This window comes from Psychroserpens jangbogonensis (assembly GCF_000797465.1).
In the GTDB taxonomy this organism is placed as follows: domain Bacteria; phylum Bacteroidota; class Bacteroidia; order Flavobacteriales; family Flavobacteriaceae; genus Psychroserpens; species Psychroserpens jangbogonensis.
The window spans coordinates 1-21,695 of sequence record NZ_JSWG01000016.1 but is presented as its reverse complement, the minus strand read 5'-3'; the positions used below and the strand labels follow the sequence as shown (position 1 = coordinate 21,695).

Annotated in this window: 21 protein-coding genes and 1 pseudogene; 9 read left to right on the top strand and 13 right to left on the bottom strand. The window is 32.5% G+C overall.

Going from position 1 to position 21,695, the window contains the following annotated elements:
• Positions 1–55: 55 nt before the first annotated feature.
• The 7 genes from RH81_RS15930 to RH81_RS15900 form a co-directional block, all read right to left on the bottom strand.
• Complete coding sequence (locus RH81_RS15930; RefSeq protein WP_033962333.1) at positions 56–628, bottom strand: pentapeptide repeat-containing protein; 573 nt, start codon at positions 626–628, stop codon at positions 56–58.
• Positions 629–1,331: 703 nt separating this feature from the next.
• The gene (gene rplS / locus RH81_RS15925; RefSeq protein ID WP_033962352.1) at positions 1,332–1,682 is read right to left on the bottom strand and encodes a 50S ribosomal protein L19; all 351 of its coding nucleotides are present in this window, start codon (positions 1,680–1,682) and stop codon (positions 1,332–1,334) included.
• A 220-nt stretch (positions 1,683–1,902) separates the two neighbouring features.
• The gene (gene trmD / locus RH81_RS15920; protein ID WP_033962330.1) at positions 1,903–2,580 is read right to left on the bottom strand and encodes a tRNA (guanosine(37)-N1)-methyltransferase TrmD; all 678 of its coding nucleotides are present in this window, start codon (positions 2,578–2,580) and stop codon (positions 1,903–1,905) included.
• Between the two features lie 70 nt (positions 2,581–2,650).
• Complete coding sequence (locus RH81_RS15915) at positions 2,651–3,085, bottom strand: GNAT family N-acetyltransferase (RefSeq protein WP_033962327.1); 435 nt, start codon at positions 3,083–3,085, stop codon at positions 2,651–2,653.
• 56 nt (positions 3,086–3,141) lie between these two features.
• Complete coding sequence (locus RH81_RS15910; protein WP_033962324.1) at positions 3,142–3,771, bottom strand: hypothetical protein; 630 nt, start codon at positions 3,769–3,771, stop codon at positions 3,142–3,144.
• Positions 3,772–3,918: 147 nt separating this feature from the next.
• On the bottom strand, positions 3,919–5,367 hold the full coding sequence (locus RH81_RS15905) for a glyceraldehyde-3-phosphate dehydrogenase (protein ID WP_033962321.1): 1,449 nt from the start codon (positions 5,365–5,367) through the stop codon (positions 3,919–3,921).
• Positions 5,368–5,555: 188 nt separating this feature from the next.
• Complete coding sequence (locus tag RH81_RS15900; RefSeq protein WP_033962351.1) at positions 5,556–6,974, bottom strand: S1C family serine protease; 1,419 nt, start codon at positions 6,972–6,974, stop codon at positions 5,556–5,558.
• 144 nt (positions 6,975–7,118) lie between these two features.
• Here RH81_RS15900 and dapF point away from each other — a divergent pair, with 144 nt between their 5' ends.
• The 5 genes from dapF (at position 7,119) to RH81_RS15875 (ending at position 11,163) form a co-directional block, all read left to right on the top strand.
• Positions 7,119–7,892, top strand: a complete 774-nt coding sequence (gene dapF, locus RH81_RS15895) for a diaminopimelate epimerase (RefSeq protein WP_033962296.1) — start codon at positions 7,119–7,121, stop codon at positions 7,890–7,892.
• Positions 7,892–8,416 (top strand): GNAT family N-acetyltransferase, encoded by a 525-nt coding sequence (locus tag RH81_RS15890; protein WP_033962281.1) that lies wholly within the window; start codon positions 7,892–7,894, stop codon positions 8,414–8,416. Before dapF ends, RH81_RS15890 begins: the two co-directional genes overlap by 1 nt.
• A gap of 1 nt (position 8,417) precedes the next feature.
• The gene (gene mltG, locus RH81_RS15885) at positions 8,418–9,461 is read left to right on the top strand and encodes an endolytic transglycosylase MltG (protein WP_033962280.1); all 1,044 of its coding nucleotides are present in this window, start codon (positions 8,418–8,420) and stop codon (positions 9,459–9,461) included.
• 2 nt (positions 9,462–9,463) lie between these two features.
• On the top strand, positions 9,464–10,375 hold the full coding sequence (locus RH81_RS15880) for a DUF2279 domain-containing protein (protein ID WP_033962272.1): 912 nt from the start codon (positions 9,464–9,466) through the stop codon (positions 10,373–10,375).
• Positions 10,376–10,485: 110 nt separating this feature from the next.
• The gene (locus RH81_RS15875; protein WP_033962269.1) at positions 10,486–11,163 is read left to right on the top strand and encodes a lysozyme family protein; all 678 of its coding nucleotides are present in this window, start codon (positions 10,486–10,488) and stop codon (positions 11,161–11,163) included.
• A gap of 87 nt (positions 11,164–11,250) precedes the next feature.
• On the opposite strand, the gene RH81_RS15870 is transcribed toward RH81_RS15875, so the two are convergent.
• Genes RH81_RS15870 through RH81_RS15850 form a run of 5 tightly spaced genes read right to left on the bottom strand, consistent with a single transcriptional unit; the run spans position 11,251 to position 15,060 of the window.
• Positions 11,251–12,186 carry a hypothetical protein gene (locus RH81_RS15870; RefSeq protein ID WP_033962266.1) on the bottom strand — a complete coding sequence of 312 codons (936 nt, stop codon included), beginning with the start codon at positions 12,184–12,186 and terminating at the stop codon, positions 11,251–11,253.
• 53 nt (positions 12,187–12,239) lie between these two features.
• A complete protein-coding gene (locus tag RH81_RS15865) occupies positions 12,240–12,824 on the bottom strand; it encodes a Maf-like protein (protein ID WP_033962264.1) in 585 nt (194 codons plus the stop codon).
• A gap of 9 nt (positions 12,825–12,833) precedes the next feature.
• The gene (locus tag RH81_RS15860) at positions 12,834–13,745 is read right to left on the bottom strand and encodes a geranylgeranylglycerol-phosphate geranylgeranyltransferase (protein ID WP_052172603.1); all 912 of its coding nucleotides are present in this window, start codon (positions 13,743–13,745) and stop codon (positions 12,834–12,836) included.
• Between the two features lie 36 nt (positions 13,746–13,781).
• A complete protein-coding gene (locus RH81_RS15855; protein ID WP_033962262.1) occupies positions 13,782–14,312 on the bottom strand; it encodes a KdsC family phosphatase in 531 nt (176 codons plus the stop codon).
• Positions 14,302–15,060 (bottom strand): Rossmann-like and DUF2520 domain-containing protein, encoded by a 759-nt coding sequence (locus tag RH81_RS15850; protein ID WP_033962258.1) that lies wholly within the window; start codon positions 15,058–15,060, stop codon positions 14,302–14,304. The genes RH81_RS15855 and RH81_RS15850 overlap by 11 nt, the downstream gene beginning before the upstream one ends.
• Positions 15,061–15,145: 85 nt before the next feature.
• Here RH81_RS15850 and RH81_RS15845 point away from each other — a divergent pair, with 85 nt between their 5' ends.
• From RH81_RS15845 to mscL, 3 genes are all read left to right on the top strand, one after another.
• Positions 15,146–15,544, top strand: coding sequence for a group III truncated hemoglobin (locus RH81_RS15845; protein WP_033962349.1), 399 nt, complete (start codon positions 15,146–15,148; stop codon positions 15,542–15,544).
• A gap of 112 nt (positions 15,545–15,656) precedes the next feature.
• Positions 15,657–18,866, top strand: a complete 3,210-nt coding sequence (locus RH81_RS15840) for a cytochrome c biogenesis protein CcsA (RefSeq protein WP_033962256.1) — start codon at positions 15,657–15,659, stop codon at positions 18,864–18,866.
• 104 nt (positions 18,867–18,970) lie between these two features.
• Positions 18,971–19,411 (top strand): large conductance mechanosensitive channel protein MscL, encoded by a 441-nt coding sequence (gene mscL, locus RH81_RS15835; protein WP_033962254.1) that lies wholly within the window; start codon positions 18,971–18,973, stop codon positions 19,409–19,411.
• A gap of 5 nt (positions 19,412–19,416) precedes the next feature.
• Here the strand turns inward: mscL and RH81_RS15830 are convergent, their stop codons facing one another.
• Complete coding sequence (locus RH81_RS15830) at positions 19,417–20,085, bottom strand: HAD family hydrolase (RefSeq protein ID WP_033962251.1); 669 nt, start codon at positions 20,083–20,085, stop codon at positions 19,417–19,419.
• Positions 20,086–20,435: 350 nt separating this feature from the next.
• Here RH81_RS15830 and RH81_RS15825 point away from each other — a divergent pair.
• Positions 20,436–21,695, top strand: a pseudogene (locus tag RH81_RS15825) (hypothetical protein); the annotation flags it as partial.

The following is a 21,695-nucleotide window of genomic DNA, read 5'->3' as shown; positions in this document are numbered from 1 at the left end:
ATTGACACTTAAGGAATTAAGCATTCAACAAACTTATATTCTAATTAAAATTGGATCACTCTATATTTATCTTATAAGTAGTTAAAAGACCTAACGCATTTTCTTTTGAAAAAGAAGCGTTTTTAATCCGATTTGTTTCTGGATTAATACTCAAATTATAAGAAGTAACAAAATCTACTTTTTCTAGGTTTGTATTGTCAAAAACAGTTTGGTAAAGGTTACACTCTATAAATTTTGAAGCACTTAAATCTGTATTGGTAAAATCGGTTTGTTCAAGTTTACAAGAATTGAAAGATGTAGATTTTAGCTTTAAATTATAAAAAGATGATAATTTAAGTTGACAGTCATTAAACGTAACGGTAAATAAAAACGCATTACAATCGTGAAATGGAAAGCCTACTAGTTTACAGTTATTGAAGATCACATCTTTCAAAGTTGTGCCTTTCGTCTTTACCATACTCAAGTTACAATCTATAAATTCACAGTCTAAAAAATTGATATTACTGAGATAGGATTCCGAAAAATCACAATTAACAAAAATGCAATTGTCGTATTCACCTTTGGGTAAAGCTTCAGATGTGAAAGATTTACCAGTAAAGGTTTTATCGTTTATAAAATTAAGATTCATTTATGAAGTAACTAGGATGCTAAAAGTAATAAAAGGGAAAGGTTTAAAAAAACAAAAGCCATATCACAATAGTAAAACTACATTGACATGGCTTTTTTGATATAGCTTCACATGACCTATTTAACATTGCTGCTAAAATTGAAATCGCTGAATTTGCATTCCCACATTTCCTTTCGGTTCAAGTTTCACTAAATCAATGAAACATTTCATAACTTTCAAAATGTATTGACATGTTATTACTTTGTTTCGGTTTTAACTGAATTTTCTTGATCTCTTTTCCATCATCTGTTCGTTTTCACGTTGGATGTTTTAAAGACATTGCTCATCCTGTTCTCATTCACTTTCGCTCCTGGTACTTTTTCAAAGCTTTCCACTTCTCCTTTTGTCAACTGCCTAAACATTCAACACCTCTCAAAGCTTCATGATTCTTTTGTCTAACACGCTTACACATGCGACTCCAAAACCTCAAAAAACAATTATATAAAGAACGTTACTTTATTACAATTTAACATAAATCTAAAACTTAATTCAAAACCAAACTAGGTTTGTTGTTAATTGTTTAGCTAAAGTATAGTTTTGTTTGAAAATTCCAAATGTTTCTACCGATTAGATATTCACATTTTATAAACCGAACTTATTAACTTTTGTTAATAAAAAAAGCCCTGACAATGTCAAGGCTTTTAATCTGTATATGTTATGGAAATTATTTTCTAACTTCCTTAATTCTTGCTTTTTTACCAGTAAGACCTCTAAAGTAGAAGATTCTTGCTCTTCTAACTTTACCTCTTTTATTTACTTCAACTTTTTGAAGTGCAGGTAAGTTAACTGGGAAGATACGCTCTACACCAATAGTTCCAGACATTTTTCTAATTGTAAATGTTTCTGAACTACCAGAACCTTTACGTTGTAATACGACACCTCTAAAAAACTGTGTACGTGTTTTACTTCCTTCCTTAATTTCGTAGAAAACTGTGATTGTATCACCAGCTCCAAATTCAGGAAAATCTTTTCTTGTTACAAATTCGTCTTGTACAAATTTTACTAAAGAACTCATCTTTTTATATTTATATAAATTATTCCAAACCAACATTCACGATTTTCGCCAGAGGTTAATCCAAAAGTGGTGCAAAGATAGTTAATAATTGATAATGAACAATTATTAATTAATTTTTTTTGGATGTTACATTTTGCTTAGTTCAGCCAAGCAAAACGTCAGGCTTTCCGCAGTCGCTCTCTTCAAGGAGCTCCAACAATGCTGCAATCCTTAACACGATTTATTCATCCAACAAATCTGGACGTCTTTCCTTTGTTCTTAAATACGCTTGTTCTTCTCGCCATTTTTCGATTTCAGGAAAATTACCACTAAACAATACTTCTGGTACTTTCATGCCATCATACTCTCTAGGTTTGGTATAAATAGGAGGTGCCAATAATCCGTCTTGAAACGAATCGGTTAGGGCAGAGGTTTCATTCCCTAATACACCAGGAATTAATCGAATCACCGCATCACACAACACAGCAGCTCCTAATTCGCCTCCAGACAATACATAATCTCCTATTGAAATTTCTCTAGTCATAAACTTATCTCGCACACGTTGATCGACCCCTTTATAATGTCCGCACAGAATAATAATATTTTCTTTCATTGAGACTTGGTTCGCGATGCTTTGATTTAAACGTTCACCATCAGGTGTCATATAAATAATCTCGTCGTAATCTCTTTCAGATTGTAATTGCGTAATGCATTTGTCAATAGGTTCGACCATCATTACCATTCCAGCTCCACCACCAAATTGAGTATCGTCAATGGCTTTATATCCACCTGTTGCAAAGTCACGCAAATTGTGAAAATGTACACTCACCAAATTGGCTTCAATGGCACGTTTGAGTATTGACGCCTCAAACGGACTCTTGATTAATTCTGGTAAAACGGTTATAATGTCTATTCGCATGAGTTTTGTTTATGGATTGCAAAGATATGTGAATTAGGTGGTTTAAAGAAGCTCTAGTTTATTGTAAAAGTTAGCTCTTCCAAAACAAATGCAAATCTGTATCCTTTACAAAGCCTAGGCGTTCATATAAATGTTGTGCAGGATTATCAAACGCGGTTTGAATGGCTAAACCTTTTTGGTTTTCGTCTTTACATAGTTGTTTAGCTCTGTTTATTAAAGCTTCTCCGATGCCTTGACTTCTATAATTTGAATCGACATATAAATCATTCAGCAAATACATAGGTTGCATTGATACCGAAGAAAATAAAGGAAATAATTGTGTAAAACCGACAGCTTTATCATTGATGTATGCTATGTAAACTACAGAAGCCTTTTGTTCTAGCAGTGTCTTTAAAAAAGCTGTTGCATCACTAAGATTTGATTCTTGTTTATAGAACATACGGTAGCCATCAAATAATGATGCTAATGTATCTAAGTCTTTTAATTGTGCTTGAAGTATGGTCATAAAAAAAATCTGTAATCGAAATTACAGATTTTAATTGATAAAATTACGGGAATTAATTAAGCATTCTTTTGCTCATTAATCATGTCTTGTAATTGACGTCTTACTTTTTGCTCACGCTCTAAAGCATTACGTCTATGTTCTTCAAATTCTTCTTCAGTTTCTTCTAGTGTTTTCTTAGCTTGTTTTGTAGTCGAATTACTATTCTTAAATTTATAGATAAAGAATAATAATAACGCAGATAATACTCCTACAATACTCCATAGTACCAAACTATAATTAGGTTTAGTCATTGGCATGCCAAAAAGTTTTATACTGTCTTTTTCCGCATTGGTATTTGTTAAGTCCGTCTTAGTATTAGCCAATTCAGTATTTAAACCGTCAATAGTTTTGGCTTGAGTAGTCACTACTATTTGAGTTTCGTCAAGTTCTTGGTAAGTCGTTTTTAGCGAATCTAAAACGTTAGCCTTTAACTTAAGCAGCCAGGCTTGCTTTACCGCTTCGTATTTTTGGCCTTTAGTGCCTTTAAAGTTTCCAGATTTTCTAAAAACATATTCAAACTGACTGTCAATTGTACCACTATTAAGTGATAATTTATCAGTTTCGTCAGCATTTTGAGTACTTTGAGCATTTGCGCTTATAGAGAATGCAGCAAATAATGAAAGTAATAGCGTTTTAAATAATTTCATCTTGGTTAGTAAAATTAATAGTGTGATTATTAGGGAACAATATAATAAATTTATGAAGATTTACTACATAATCATTAAACAATTAGCCTCACAATTTGTGAGGCTAATGTATATACGAATTAAAAAATATTTTAGATGTTTGGTCTACTAATAGTATGTGTATCGTCTTACTTTAGCAATGTATTTTGCCAATCTAATAACTTGATGGCTATAACCATACTCGTTATCATACCATATATATAGTATCGTATTTTTACCATTAGTTCTTACAATAGTAGCTTTACTGTCGTAAATTGAAGGAGCAGAGCTTCCAACAATATCACTAGATACTAATTCATCACTCATTTCATATTTTATTTGCTCAACAAGGTCACCTTCTAGTGCATACTTTTTCATCAAAGCATTCATGGCATCTACAGAAGTTTTCTTTTCTAAATCTAAATTTAGAATAGCTAATGATCCATTTGGTACAGGAACACGAATAGCATTAGAGGTTAACTTTCCTTCAAAAGAAGGTAAAGCTTTAGTTACAGCACTACCAGCTCCAGTTTCGGTAATTACCATATTTAATCCAGCTGCACGACCACGTCTGTACTTACTATGGTAGTTATCTACTAAATTTTGATCATTAGTATACGCATGAATCGTTTCTAAGTGACCACTTATAACACCATAAGTGTCTTCAATTACTTTTAAAATTGGGGTAATTGCATTCGTTGTACAAGAAGCTGCAGAGAAAATATCTACTTTATCAGGATCATTGTCTAAATGATTTACACCATGAACAATATTTGGTATTCCTTTTCCTGGTGCAGTTAATAAAACTTTATCTACACCTTTTGATTTTAAATGTCTGCTTAAGGCTTCCTTATCTCTAAAAGCTCCAGTGTTATCAATCACTAAGGCATTGTTAATGCCATATTTGGTATAATCAATATCTTCTGGCGCATTAGCTGATATAATATTTACAGTTGTCCCATTAATAATTAGAGCGCTGTTTTTTGCATCAGCGATAACAGTTCCTGAAAAATCTCCATGTACCGAATCATTTCTTAGTAAAGAAGCTCTTTTTTCTAAAACAGTTTGGTCTATCGTTCCACGTGTCACAATAGCTCTTAAACGTAACTGACTTCCTTTACCAGTTTTTGTCATTAGTTCTCTAGCAACTAAACGACCAATCCTTCCAAAACCATATAACACGACATCTTTTGGTTTAATGCTGTTGTTTTTCTTGGCGTCTTTTAGTTTGTTGGCAACAAAACCAGTAGCATTACTATACTTTTGATCTTCAAGATGAAATTCATAAGTAAGTTTTCCGATGTCTAATTTAGCAGGCGGAAGATCTAAAGTTTTGATAGCTTGAGCTATTTCAACTGAATCAAAAATAGAAATTGGTTTTTGTACAAATTCTCCAGCATACTCGTGAAGATTTAAAATTTCGCTAACGTTTCGGTCAATCAATTGATTTCTGAACAATACCAATTCTATGGATTTGTCGTACCAAAGGTCGCTTACAATTTTAATAAATTCTACTGTTGCTCTTCTTCGATCAGCTTGAAAAGCTAATTCGTTTTCATAAGTTCCGTTCAAACTCATTGTTTTAATTTTAGTGTGTTGTTTGTTTTAACGTCTCAATTTTATTTGATAAAAATTGTAAAAACGTCTCTGTTTCAGTTTGCAAAAGTAATATATTTCAAACGTTTTCGTAACGTTTTTTATAAAAATTAAAAACCCATTGAAATCAACTTATTCCAATGAGTTTCCTTGATGAAAATCTCAATTATTTACCTGATAATAAATTGTTCTCGTTTTCCATTTTTATTGATGAGACCAATTTTCTTTATGTATTGTTGAGGATTTGAACCAAATTTCTGCTTTAATACAGAAATATCTTCAATGCTTTCTATTTTAATATTATTGACATCTGTAATGATATAATTTGAAGAAATCCCGAGGTTTTCAGTTAACCATTGGTTGTCATTTTTAATCACCTCAACACCATAACTAATATCGTCTTCTAACTTGCGTTCTTTTGAAAGGTTTTTTAATTCCATATTCATAAAATCAACAGTAAGAATATCTGTTTTCGAAAGTGCTACGGGAACAATTTTTGTTTCGTCATTTCTAATGATTTCAACATTCACAACATCATCAGGGCGTTTGGTTTTTAAATAACCACTTAAGTCCGAGAACTTTGAGATCTCAATATTGTCTATCTTTTTGATGATATCACCAGTTTTAATTCCGGCTTTTTCAGCTCCTGATTTTTCAGTGACTTCAGCTACATAGACACCATTAATTTCATTTAAACCTTTTTCAATGGCTTCTCTAGAATTTTTATTAAGAAGTGAAACCCCTAAAATTCCGTTTTGAACGTTTCCAAATTCAATAATATCTTCAACAACCTTTCTAGCAATATTGCTAGGTACAGCAAATGAATAACCTATATAAGAACCTGTTTGCGATGAGATAGCTGTATTGATTCCAACTAGTTCGCCATTTGAATTTACTAATGCACCTCCAGAATTCCCTGGATTTACTGCTGCATCAGTTTGAATAAATGATTGTGAATTTCTACCCGATAAGTCTCTGGCTTTTGCGCTAATAATTCCAGCCGTAACTGTAGAAGTTAAATTAAACGGATTACCAACGGCTAAAACCCATTCTCCAATATGCATGGCATCAGAGTCTCCAAACGTTATGAAGGGTAAATCGTTTTCGGCATCAACTTTTAAAAGCGCAATATCTGTTTTTTCATCAGTGCCAATAAGTTGAGCATCATATATTTTATTGTCATTTAAAGTGATTGAAATAGATTCAGAGCCTGCAATGACATGGTTATTGGTAATAATGTATCCATCAGGAGAAATGATTACACCACTTCCTGTACCTACTTGAGCACGCTTAGATTGTTGTCTTCCAAAGAATAAATCCTGCATACTCAAAGGAGCAGAAACTAAAGATGTATTCTTAACATGAACCACAGCGTCAACCGTTTTTTCAGCGGCATTCACAAAACTAGGATGTTCATTTGTAGTTAAATGAGTACTATTAGTTTTATAATTAGTTGGGACGAAAAAGGGCTGCTCACTTGAAGTTTCGACAGCGAAAGTAGATTCTTTTTCTAAAAACAGTTTGTAGGAAGATAATGTGATTATTCCACCTAACACTGAAACAAATACTAAGGTTAAGATTTTTTTCATTTTTAAAAACATTTATTAATTAGGTAACGTTTAAAATTAATTATTTATTGAATTCCTAATTCAACTTTAACGATTTTTAACGTCACTATTAACGCTCATTTAACACTATAATTATCTTGGCATTATTCCTATATTTGCATCAATATGCAATTGACTTTTTATAAATACCAAGGAACTGGAAACGACTTTGTGATGATTGATAATCGTCAGCAAGTTTTTGATAAAACGGACACGAAACAAATCGCGTTTTTATGTGACAGACGTTTTGGTATTGGCGCTGATGGCTTGATTCTCTTAGAAAATCATGATGTAGCTGATTTTAGAATGGTATATTATAATGCTGATGGAAATGAAAGCTCAATGTGTGGAAATGGAGGGCGTTGTATTGCAGCTTTTGCAAAATATTTAGGGATTGTTGAAGATTCGGCAACATTTGAAGCTATTGATGGTATGCATGAAGCAACTATTGATAATGCTATTGTGAGCTTGAAAATGCAAGATGTTTCAGATATTGAAAATCATAATTCACATGTGTTTTTAGATACTGGCTCACCACATCACGTTCAATTAGAATCACAATTGGACCAACTAGATATCAAGGTTAAAGGAAGTGAAATCAGGTATGGCAGTCCATATAATGAAGCAGGAAGTAATGTCAATTTTGTAAATAAAAATTCAGATGACAATTTTTCGGTAAGAACTTACGAACGAGGTGTTGAAGATGAAACCTTATCTTGCGGAACTGGAGTGACAGCAGTAGCTTTGGCTATGCATTACATTGGAGAAACAGAAAAAAACACCATTACTTTACAAACACAAGGAGGTCTTTTAAAGGTGTCTTTTCAAAAGACAGATAACGGTTATAAGAATATTTGGTTAATTGGTCCAGCAACTCAAGTATTTAAAGGTGAGATATAATGATTAATTTAAAAGGCAAACATATTTACTTAAGGGCTTTAGAGCCTGAAGACTTAGACTTTATTTTTGAGATTGAAAATGATCAATTGGTTTGGGAAATTAGTAATACCATTTCACCATACTCGAAGTTTTTAATCAAACAATACCTCGAAAACGCTCATAAAGACATTTATGAAGCAAAGCAATTACGTTTGGTGATTTGTAACACAGAAGATTGTGCGGTTGGACTTATAGATTTATTTGATTTTGATTTTAAGAATAAACGAGCAGGTTTAGGAATCTTAATAAAAGATGAATCTAATAGACAAAAGGGATTTGGTAAAGAAGCCTTGGAGTTGCTTATTGATTATTCTGCTAATCATTTGGACTTGCAACAATTGTATTGTAATGTTTCCGAAGACAACAAAATGAGTTTAAAACTGTTTAAGAATCATGGTTTTGAAATCGTAGGTCTAAAAAAAGATTGGAATTTAATAAATGGTTCTTTTAAAAATGAATATCTCTTACAACGAATTTTAAAATAATATGTATATCAAAAAAATACTCTGGGCTATTGCGATAATTGGTTTATTATTGGCCGCTTATTTTTCATACTTTGTATATGGAGCAATGTTTAAGGTTAATACAGCCTTTAATAATGACGAAGCTTATATTTATGTGGCTACAAATGCATCTTATGAAGACGTAAGAGAGCAGTTAGAACCTTTGTTAAATGATATTAATTCGTTTGATGCTTTAGCAACTCAGAAAAAATATATCACAAATCTAAAAGCTGGTAAATACGTTATTAAAAAAGGAATGAGTAATAACGATATTATCAATTCTATCCGAATCGGAAATCGAGCAATTAAGCTTTCATTTAATAATCAAGAATCTATTGAAAAAATAGCAGGACGTGTAAGTCAGCAAATAGAAGCTGATAGTTTGTCTTTGCTAGAAGCTATGACTAACACTGAGTTTTTAACCTCCAGAGGGTTTTCAGAAAAGACAGCTCTAGGCATGTATATTCCCAATAGTTATGAAGTGTTTTGGAATACATCTGGAGAGGAATTTAGAGACAGAATGCTCAAAGAGTATAATCGTTTTTGGAATACTGATAGAAATGCTAAAGCCAAAACAATTGGTTTGTCAAGAGATGAGGTTATGGCATTAGCATCCATTGTTTATGAAGAATCGAAACAATCTAGCGAACAACCAAGAATTGCTGGTGTATATATGAACAGAATTAGAATTGGCATGCCCTTGCAAGCCGATCCAACATTAAAATTTGCAGCTTATAAATTGCCTAAATATAAAAACACAGTAATTAAGAGAGTTCTTAATATCCACAAAGAGATAGAGTCTCCATACAACACATATAAGTATGCAGGTTTACCTCCAGGATTAATTGCTATGCCTGATATTTCTGCTATTGATGCCGTACTTAACTTCGAAAAGCATAAGTACTTATATTTTGCTGCGAATGCTAAGAAACCTGGGTTTCATAAGTTTGCTAAAACATTATCACAGCACAATGTAAATGCCAGAGAATACCAAAGATATTTGTCTTCTCAAGGGATAAATAGATAGGAGTGAAGTGCCGTAGGTTATATACATGTCTTCTTTTATTAGTATCGGTTTTCTCCTTTTCTCAATCTAAACTTGATACGTTTCTAAAACCTAGTGATACCTTAAATACATCACGAAGAAATGCGGTTGTACTTACTGAAGTATCTTTAGGTACATTGACATTACTTGGTTTGGATCAATTATGGTATGCTGATTATCCACGTTCAAAATTTCATACCATTAATGATTCTGATGAGTGGCTTCAGATGGATAAACTAGGTCATGCGTTTTCAGCATATCAATTAGGAAAGATTGGAGCGGATGTATTGAGTTGGAGTGGTGTTGCTAAAAAAGATCAATTAATATATGGAGCAACTTTGGGTTTCACGTTTCTCACAGCTGTTGAAGTATTAGATGGTTATAGTGCAGAATGGGGATTTTCATGGTCTGATATGGCCGCAAATGCAGCAGGAACTGGATTGTATGTTGGACAAGAGTTGCTTTGGCAAGAACAACGTATTCTTTTAAAATATTCCTTTCATCAAACCAGATATGCTTCTCAACGTCCTGATAAACTAGGAGATGGTTTTAAGGAAGAATTCCTAAAAGATTATAATGGTCAGACGTATTGGCTGAGCGCAAACGTAAATTCTTTCGTTAAATCTAGTAAACTTCCGAAGTGGTTAAACGTTGCTTTTGGCTATGGAGCAGACGGAATGCTAACCGGAAAAAATGAAAACGTTGATAACTTATTTATAAGTCAGAATAGACAGCGTCAATTTTACTTCAGTTTAGACGTGGATTTGTCGAAAATCAAGACAAATTCTAGGTTGTTGCGATCGTTGTTTGACGTTTTTAACATGATTAAAGTCCCTTTTCCCACCTTGGAGTTCAACGATAAAAAGGGGGTGAAGTTCCATTACATCTACTTTTAACAACAGTTTAACAGCTTATTTTCAATAATTTAAAAAAAGGCTTATATTTGCATGCTGAAATTATAGGGTGATTTTGCAACTAATTGTCACCATATATAAAGTTAGCAATTATGATGAAAAAAATCAGTAATTATTTTGCTATCCCTCTAGCCATTTGTAGTGTTATGTTTATGGCACTAAAACCGAGCCCTTCTCTAGATGTCGCTATGTACTCGACTCAAGGATTAGAATTGGACTTCACAGTTCAACATGAGGTGGCTTCAACTTCTGAAGCAACAGATACTCATTTATCGAATCCATTCCAAAAAAAGCATTCTTATTTTCCTTATTTAGGAAAATCATATACTGGCTTTAAAGAAGCAGTTGCTTTTAAAGAATCTAGAGGAAATTATTTTTCTGTAAATACTTTAGGCTACTTAGGAAAGTATCAGTTTGGTGCTGAAACTTTAAAGCTAATTGGAATCTATAACCCGAATAAATTCTTGTACAATCCTGAATTACAGGAAAAAGCGTTTCTTGCAAATGCAGAACGTAACAAGTGGATTCTTAGAAAGGACATCAAACGTTTCGACGGAAAGAAAATTAATGGTGTATTAGTAACAGAGTCCGGCATTTTGGCGGCAGCACATTTAGCTGGTCCAGGAAGTGTAAAGAAGTTCTTAAGAAGTTATGGTAATCAGAATTTTTCAGATGCTTATGGTTCTACTGTAAAGCACTATATGAAGAAGTTTTCTGGATATGATACATCTTCAATAGTTCCAGATAGAAAAGCGAAAGCAGTTTTATAAACGAAATAATATAATTATAGATATTAAATCCTTGAGGTATTAAGCTTCAAGGATTTTTTCATTTGTAAATACTAAGATAAGTTAGAATTAGTCCAACAGTAGTGTTTCTCTTAAAACTTCATCTGCATTACTATTTTTAGACCAATAGTCAGAATTTATAGTTTTAAGTCGTGTAGCATTTGTTGTTAAGATTTTTGCATTTGCTCCATAACCATCTTTATACGTGTCTTCCCAACTTGAAATATCATAAGGGAAGTTTGAATTAAAATTAATTGTGAGTGTCCTGCTTAATTCAGGATAAGTAATCTTATAAGAGCTTTGAGTAAGCTCAACTTGCGCTTTGTAAGGCTTTAATTCAATATGTTTAAGTCTTATGAACTCAAAAGATGGAATGACTTCAATTGTACCTGTTGGAAGAGAAGTTGGATCAACACGCAACTGTGTCCATAATTCGTTTTCTAAAATTGCTTTATCAAGTTTGTAATCTTGATCACCTTCACTTTCAAAATAAGAATATGATTCAACTTCAAACTGACTTCTATTATTTAATTGACTGTATACATGCCCACACCATTCTTGAACAGAACAGGTAATTTTTAGAGCATGTCTGTTATTATCTACTGGATAAAATGTAGACTGCATAATAGAATACGGATAAATACCAGTATTGAAATCTTTAGTAGCATTCAATTTTAAGACAGCAGTGTTTGCTTTGTTATAATTATCGGCTTTAACTTGTTCTTTTGGAAGGAAATCTTCAGTAACAAAAACTAAAACGGCTGTGCCATCTCGCATTTCACCATATCGTGCTTGTTCTAATTTGTATGAAGTGATTTCTGCTTTTCCAGCATACCAGTACGATTTAAATTCTGATGATGGAGCAAAGGCATCTTTCTTTAAGGTATTTATTTCTTTGGTTTTTGAAGTTGTTTCAACATGCATTGCTTGCTGAGGTTCTTGGTCTTTACAGGAAACTAAAACTCCGAAAGTAAGAGCTAAAATGAAGTATTTAAAGTGATGCATTTTCTATATAAAATTACTAATTAATCTTCATTAAAAATACGAATGAATAATAACTAAACCATGTTGTTTAACGTTTTATACACTAAATGTGTGGGTAAGCCAACAACATTAAAATAAGAACCTTCTATGGTTGTAATTCCGATATGGCCAATCCATTCTTGAATACCATAAGCACCAGCTTTATCAAAGGGTTCGAAGTTGTCTATATAGTAATTAATTTCGTTTTCTGTAAGCGCTTTAAAGGTGACTTTAGTAATTGAATTTACTGTTTTTTGAGAAGATGCTGTTGTAAAACAAACAGAGGTAATAACTTCATGAGGTTTATTACTCATGGATTGTAACATGTTAAAAGCATCCTTTTTGCATGTTGGTTTACCAAGCGCTTTATTATCATTCCAAACAATAGTATCACTTGTAATAAGAATATCATTTGGTTTCAGTTCGTCTTTAAAAGGAAGTGATTTTAACTGTGATAAATAATCGCTAATTTCAAAATGGATTAATCGATTTGGGTATTCTTCGTCAACAGGTTTTAATCTAACTTCAAAATCAAGATCCAAATCTTTAAAAAACTGTTGCCTTCTTGGTGAACTAGAAGCCAAAATAATATTGTAGTTTTTTAGTTTGTCGCTTAACATGAACTATAATTATTTCAAAATAAAAGGATATAGTAACAAAGATAGCATTCCTAATAGCATTACAATTTTGTACACAGTACTAATATGATTAAAATTGCTTTTTGTCGTTGCGCTATATATTTTAATAGTCCCATAGAGTAAAGGAGCAAGAATAAAAACAAGAAAATAGCCAATTGCTAATTGTTGCATATACAAGTATGTTACTATAAAGTAAACAACTGCAGCAATTGGAAATAAACTAACTACAAAAGCGATGTATTTTGCACGTTCACGTCCAATAGCGATAGGAAGTGTATTCATTTGAGCATTATAATCGCCATCTATGTCTTCAATATCTTTTATCATTTCGCGAACTAAATTAATTATGAATGCGAATACAGCGTAATCAACTAAGATCTTAAAAAATGTGATTTGGGTTGTTTTGTTGCTTTCCGTAATGGCCGGAATTAGATCAAAAACTCCAACAATTAGAATGCTCAACGCTACTAAAAAAGAAATGACAACATTACCAATTAGAGGAGTTTGTTTTAAATAGGAGGCATATACATACAAAGTTGCAGAGATAATTACAAAGATGGGAAAGAAAGCACTTTTGCCAACGCTATGCGACAAATAAAAACCGAGACCGACGCCAATTATGTTTAAAACTATATAAAGATTAAAGGCACTTTTTTCTGAAATGGATTTATCTACAATTACTTTGTTAGGTTTGTTTACTAAATCAGTTTCAATATCGTAAATGTCATTAATTATATTTCCAGCTGCTGCAATACAAATAGTTGCTAAAATTAAAAGAGAATAGCCAAACAAATTTAGCTTCATATCAATTTGAAAAGGCTCAAATAAAGCAAATCGAATTAATAGTTGAACCAGAACAATTAGTAATAAGTTCTTGTACCGAATTAGATTTAAAATATGCAAGGATAGTTAGTTTTATAGGTTTATTTATTCTTAATACTAGTCATATTTGGCATCAAAATTACCATCCCATCTGTCTTGAACTCTCATGACTTGTTCAATTACATCTCTAACAGCACCTTTGCCGCCATCTTTATGAGATATGTATTTACTTATAGATTTGATTTCGTAAACAGCATCTTGTGGGCAAGTAGGTAAACCAACGATTCTCATAACAGGAACATCAGGAATGTCGTCTCCCATGTATAAAATGTTCTCTAGTTTTAAATTCTTGTTTTCTATATACTCGTTAAGCTGATCTATTTTATTATGCGCACCAAGATAAATATCTTTAATACCCAAACCTTCTAAACGCTTTTGAACGCCTAAATTACTTCCACCAGAAATAATGCAAACATTAAAACCAGCATCGACAGCAGTTTTAAGAGCATAGCCATCTTTAATATTCATGCGTCTAAGCATATCACCATTTGTCATAATGGTAACTGTACCGTCAGTGAGTACACCATCTACATCAAAAATGAATGTGTCGATGTTATTTAGGTATTCTTTATAGCTTTTATCTTCCATGAGTTTTTTTAATTGATTCTGTTAGCAATTTATAAATGGCTTCGTGATGCTCGTTATCTAATGCTTTCAAATGTTTTTTTATGGTTTTCTTATCATTGCGTTTCGCTGGTCCAGTTTGCGCTTTGTAAGGTGACATGTGATGAACTTTTTTTGCAGTTTCTAGAATTAGAGGTTTCAGCATATCAAATTCTGCTCCTTGTGATTCCGTGATTTCTTGAGCAACTCTATAGATCTGATTTGTAAAATTATTCACAAAAACAGCCGCTAAATGTAAAGAAGCACGTTGATCACTATTAACACGTTTGGCATGATCAGAAATACTATCCGCAAGGCTTTTCAATAGTGGGTAATCTGTTCTTCTTAATGTTTCTATACAAAGAGGAACTTCAGAAAAATCAATTGGTGCAGCTTTTGAAAACGTTTGTAAAGGATAAAAAACACCACGTCTATTTTTTTTATCGATATCATAAGCACTTACGCTTCCAGAAGTATGAACAACAAATCGATTCTCGAAAGGTAATTGAGAAGATAATTTAGTAACAGCATCATCACTAACAGAAAAAATATAGACATCAGCCTCAATTAGCTCAGACAGGTCATCTGTAATTTCAACTTCGTTTTTATAGGTTTCGATTGTTTTTAAACTTCTGTTATACCATTGCTTGACAGAAACATTTTCTGATGCCTTAAAGGCTTTGTATAAATGCGTGGCAACATTGCCAGCTCCTAAGATTATTACTGAAATCATACCGCTAAAATACAATAGAATTGCGAAATACAAATTAAGTTATTTTGATTTCCTGTTTAGTTTTAAACAATTAACTTTACAAATAATGAAACAAGACATTCAAAATAGAGAAGATATAGCCTTATTGGTTTCAGAGTTTTATAAAAAAGTGAGACAAGATGATGTTTTAGGACCTTTTTTTAATGATACAATTAAACATTGGGACCAGCATTTAAATCATCTTACAACTTTTTGGGAGACTAGTTTATTTATGACGAAAAAACTCGAACAGAAATATTACGGAAATCCGCTTGAAGCTCATGTTAAAGTCGATAAAAATTATAATCATTCAATAACAGAGCTGCATTTTGGTATTTGGCTTAATCTATGGTACCAAACACTAGATGAGTTATTTGAAGGTGACGTAGTTGAAAATGCAAAACGAAGAGCTCGAAAAATGGGCACTTTTATGTATTTAAAGATTTTTGAAGCAAGACAGAAATAACTCAATCTTATCTTTTTAACACATTTTTGGATGCATTTCTTTGAAGGTAAATAAACTAAAATGGTTACCTTTGCACAGCTAAAAAAGTTACGGAAAAATTCAAACGAAAGCTATGCGAAAAAAAATTGCCAATATTCTTTTCTCAACACGTCTAACTGGTATTTTATTTATAGTTTTTGCAGTAGCAATGATTACAGGTACCTTTCTAGATGCTAGTCAAGAAACGTCACCAACACCTTACACGAGATACTGGATTTATAATGCATGGTGGTTTGAATTAATCATGGTATTGTTTACAGTTAATTTTATAGGAAATCTTTTTAGATATAGACTTTATAAAAAGAAGAAATGGGCAACATTAACTTTGCATTTAGCTTTCATCTTTATTTTTATTGGAGCTGGAATTACACGTTATATAGGATATGAAGGATGGATGCCAATCCGAGAAGGAGAAACTACAAATAGCTTTCTAACAAGGGATATTTTTGTTACAGCTTATATTGATGGTGATTATGTCGTTGAAGGAAAAGCGCAACGTAAGGTCATTAATGAACGTGTTGATTTTTCAGAACGATTAAGTAATAATTTAGAAATCACAAGAGACTATAATGGAACTCCTGTGACCTTGGTTGTAGAAAAATTTATCAAAGGAGCTGAGATCGATGTAGTTCCCGATGATATTGGAGAATCTTATTTGAAAATTGTAGAATCTTCAGGAGGTGAACCTCATAATCACTATTTAAAAGATGGTGAAGACCAACTCATTCATAATTTAGTTTTTACGCTTAATAATCATAAAAAAGGAGCTATCAATATCACAACAGATGATGATAATGGTGTTTTTATTGATTCACCATTTGAAGGTGATTATATGACAATGGCAACAAGAGCTACTGGTAAATTGGTTAAAGATTCATTACAACCTTTGTTTTTGCGATCTAGATATCAAATAGCAAACTTATCAATGGTGTTCCCAAAACCTGTGGTAAAGGGTCAATTTGAAGTTGTTAAGCGTTCTCAAATGTTAAGAGGAAGCGAAGATGGTGTAGTTATAAATGTTACTGCTAATGGAGAGTCTAAGCGTGTTAATCTTTTAGGAGGACAATACATCAACGGTCAATTTGAACAAGTGAATGTTGGAGGTTTGAATGTAGCTGTTAAATATGGTGCAATGGTTAAAGAATTGCCATTTAGTATAAAGTTGAACGATTTTAATGCTGACGTCTATCCTGGTACAGAAGATAGCTTTTCAGCTTTTGAAAGTCTTGTGACTGTAGTTGATGAAGAACATGGTGATTTTGATTACCATATCTTTATGAATAACATTTTGGATCATAAAGGATATCGATTTTTTCAAGCCAGTTTTGATCAAGATCTAAAAGGTACTAAGCTTTCTGTAAATCATGATCAATGGGGAACTTGGATTACTTACTTAGGATATATGTTATTGTATTTCGGACTTATGGCTATTCTTTTTGATAAAGGAACTCGATTTGCAGATTTGAAGCGTATGTTAGATAAAGTAAAAGCGAAAAAATCTAAGTTAGTCACTATCGTATTTTTATGTCTTGGACTTACAGGTTTTTCCCAAGAACACACAGCAGATGATGGTCATGATCATGGAAGTGAGGTTAAAATTGTTAAGCCTACAAAAGTTCAAATTGATTCAGTAATTAGAGCTAATATCACACCCAAATCACATTCTGATGTGTTTGGCGAATTGGTTATTCAAGATTATAGTGGACGAATGATGCCAATGAATACTTATGGCTCTGAAGTCTTACGAAAGGTGAGTAAAATGGATCACTACGAAGAATTTGATCCCAACCAAGTCATGTTGTCCATGCAGGAAAGCCCTTTATTTTGGTATAATGTTCCTATAATATATTTAGCAAAACGAAAAGGAGATTCCATTAGACATATAATTGGTGTTGATGAAAGTGAAAAATATGTAGCACTTACAGATTTCTTAGAAGAAGATGGAAGTTACAAACTAGCTCCTTACTTAGAAAATGCTTATAAAAGTCAAGTTCTAACTGGTTTTCAAAAAGAATTTAAAGAAACAGATCAACGTATTAGTTTATTATTTAATACTATTGAAGGTCGTTCATTAAAAATTTTCCCAATACCAGGAGATGAGAAAAGCACTTGGATTTCTCCCATTGAATACAGAGAGCAGTATGAAGATAAAGTAAATGATGCCATTTACGGGAAGTTTATTGAAAACAGTTTCGGCTATTATCTTTCCGAGTTATATAAAGCTAAACAAACGGGAGATTATACTACAGCAAATAAACTTTTAGGAGGTTTTAAAAAGAACCAGCAGAAATTAGGTAGTGAAGTAATGATCTCAGAAGACCGAGTGAAAACCGAGATTCTATATAACAAATACGATATTTTCAAGAAATTGTTTACCTGGTATTTATATGCAGGAGCCTTATTGTTTGTATTGCTTATTGTTCAAATATTTAAAGACAAAAATAAAATTGTAGACATCACTGTTAAGGTACTTGGCTTTGTGATCTTAGGTTTGTTTTTGGTTCATACAGGAGGACTAATTGCACGTTGGTATATTTCTGGTCATGCACCTTGGAGTGACGCTTATGAATCTATGATTTATGTGGCTTGGGCAACTATGTTTTTTGGATTGGCCTTCGGAAGAAAAAGTTTGCTAACTATTGCTGCTACCGCTTTTGTAACATCTATGCTGTTAATGGTAGCACATATGAGTTGGATGGATCCTGCAATAGCAAATTTACAGCCTGTTCTTGATAGCTATTGGCTAATGATTCATGTTGCGGTTATTGTAGCAAGTTATGGACCATTCACTTTAGGTATGGTGTTAGGAGTAACGGTTCTACTTTTGATGATTTTTACGACAGAAAAGAATAAGCAAAAAATGTTACTCAACATTCAGGAGTTAACTATTATCAACGAAATGTCTTTAACTGTTGGTCTTGTTATGCTAACCATTGGAAACTTCTTAGGAGGTATGTGGGCGAACGAAAGTTGGGGAAGATATTGGGGTTGGGATCCTAAAGAAACTTGGGCACTTATTAGTATTATGGCGTATGCATTTATTTTGCACATGAGATTAATTCCTGGTTTTAGAGGACGTTTCGGATTTAACTTTGGGTCTATAATAGGTATTGCATTTATTGTTTTCACATACTTTGGTGTTAACTTTTACCTTTCTGGATTACACTCGTATCAATCTGGACAGCAAATTTTAAGTTATCAGTATATTGCTGGTATACTAATCGCTGTTGCACTTCTTGGCATTTTAGCATATAGAAAGTACGTCAAGTTTTATAAGAAATAAGAGCAGAAATAAATCCTTGTTTACTTAACGAATCATTTCAAGACTTTTGTATTTATAACTCAATTGAAATACCTTTGATTTTTTATAATTCAAAATAGAATCAGATGAAGTTTTTTAAGGAATTCAAAGAGTTTGCAGTTAAAGGTAACATGATGGATATGGCCATTGGTATCATTGTTGGTGCTGCCTTTAATAAAGTGATTGATGTATTGGTAAAAAAAGTATTCATGCCACCTTTATCATTAATGACTAATGGACTTAATTATCAGGATAAAAAATATGTGATTAGAGATGCTATTTCAAATTCAAATGGCGAAATCACAGTTCAAGAAGTTGCTATTGAATATGGTGTCTTATTTGAAACATTCTTAGACTTTATTATAATCGGACTCACAGTCTTTTTGGTTGTAAAAGGAATGAACAGATTGAGAGATAAAGCTCAGGACCCTAAAAATGAAATAGTGGCAACTCCAAAGGATATTGAGTTACTGTCACATCTTACTGAATTAATGGAAGAGCAGAATGCTTTACTTAGAAATAAGTAAAAGTACTAGTTTACTTCACTCAGAAGACCTTCTAAATTAGTGTAACTAATCTCACTAAAACTTTCAATAATAGTATCCGCTTTAGAATAATCTTGACCTACGGAATGAGGACTATCAAAAGCTATGCAATATATTTCTGCAGCTTTTGCAGCAATAACGCCATTACTGGAGTCTTCAATTACAAAACATTCATTTGGTTCGTGTTCTGCTAATTCAGCAGCTTTAATGAAAATTTCAGGATGAGGTTTTGAAGCTTCTAAATCGGCACCGCTAATCTTTGCCTTAAAAAATTGGTCTAAATCAAAGCGTTTAAAAATGCGATTGATATTATCCATTGACGCCGAAGATGCTATAACAAGTGTCATTCCATTAGAATGATAATCTTTAATAATCTCAAGAACACCATCAATCAAAGCCAAGCTTTTGTCATTATCAAATAAATATTTAAAACGGTCACGTTTTATATCAACAAGCGTATGAGGACTAAGAGGTAAATTAAAATGAGATACTAACTGCTCACAAATAGAAAAAGTTGATTGCCCTGTAAATGATGCGTACAAATCATCAGATACATCAATATTAACATCATTAAACATTTGGTGATACGCACTATGGTGAAGTGGTTCAGTGTCAACAATAACACCATCCATATCAAATAATACAGCTTTAAACATATAGTTTAGTTAGTTAGTTGATACGAATATAAATAAAAGAGTACTGATTATCAATACGTTTAGAATACAATTGTTAAGACGCATTTATGTTCGACGAAGTGTAGTCTTAATTACAGCTAATTTCTAAAATGACTAATAATTATTATACCTGCTGATAATTAGTTGTTTATCGGAGTTTTTGACAAAAAAAAGCATAATACCTGAAGATGAAGAGTATTACTGTAGTTTGACGAGTAAATAGTCCTAACCATAAGAGTATCAGTATTTTTGTGTCTCCCTCATTGAAAAACAGTTAAAGTATTACACTATTTCCCCTCAGGTAGGTAAAGCTGTAACATTAACTCAAAACAATGAATAAGTTCTATTTTTTAAAATACTTAGTTGTATTATGTTTAATACCTAATTATTCGTTTTCACAGTCTGATATCTATGAAAGTTATGCTATTTTAGATGTCAATGGCAGTGGAAATACATTCTATGATTTAAACGTTGATACAGGTAATCCAAATTTTGATGGAGCGAGTTTAGGAACATTCATTACAACTAATAGCTTATTTCTAAATGGTGCACAAAATCAAACCTATAAATGTGGTACGCATAATATCCTAAATAGTTTTATTGATTATAGGGTTTATTTATCGGGAAATACTCCGCCTTCTTTTACTGCTTCGGAAATACTATTCAATTCTGATGATGGAACTTCTAATTTTTGTACAGGTACAAGTCTTGATCAAACATGGGAATCTTCAGGCGCAAATATTGATGTCTTAAATGGATTAGCTTCGGGAGATTATATACTTGAAATTTATACCAGGTCAGATTCTGACTACGATGGCGATAATATCGCAAATAACACATACTTTATTAGTAATAGTGGTGCAAATTATAAAGCTACGTTTAGAGTAGATAATCCTCCAAATGCTAATTGTCAAAATATTATTGTTCAGTTAGATGCCTTAGGTAATGCTAGTATTACAGGTAACGATATTAATAATAATTCTACAGACGATTTTGGAATTGCCTCGATCGCTGCTTCTGTTACAGGTTTTTCATGTAGTGATATTGGACTAAATAATGTAGTGCTAACAGTAACTGATACTTTAGGCCAAACAGATACCTGTACAGCAATAGTAACAATTCAAGATAATTTAGCGCCAGTTGCAGATGTAGCAAGTTTATCCAATGTTACTGCAGAATGTGAGGTGAGTAGTTTAACGGCACCAACAGCGACAGATAATTGTGGCGGAACAGTTTTAGTAACGAATAATGCAAGTTTACCAATATCAGGAGAAGGAACAACAACAGTTGTGACTTGGACTTATGATGATGGAAACGGAAATACAAGTACACAAACACAAAATGTAATTATTGATGATATCACTGCACCTGTTGCAGATGTAGCAAGTTTATCCAATGTTACGGCAGAATGTGGGGTGAGTAGTTTAACAGCACCAACAGCGACAGATAATTGTGGCGGAACAGTAATCGTAACAAACAATGCAAGTTTACCAATATCAGGAGAAGGAACAACAACAGTTGTGACTTGGACTTATGATGATGGAAACGGAAATACAAGTACACAGACACAGAATGTAATTATTGATGATATC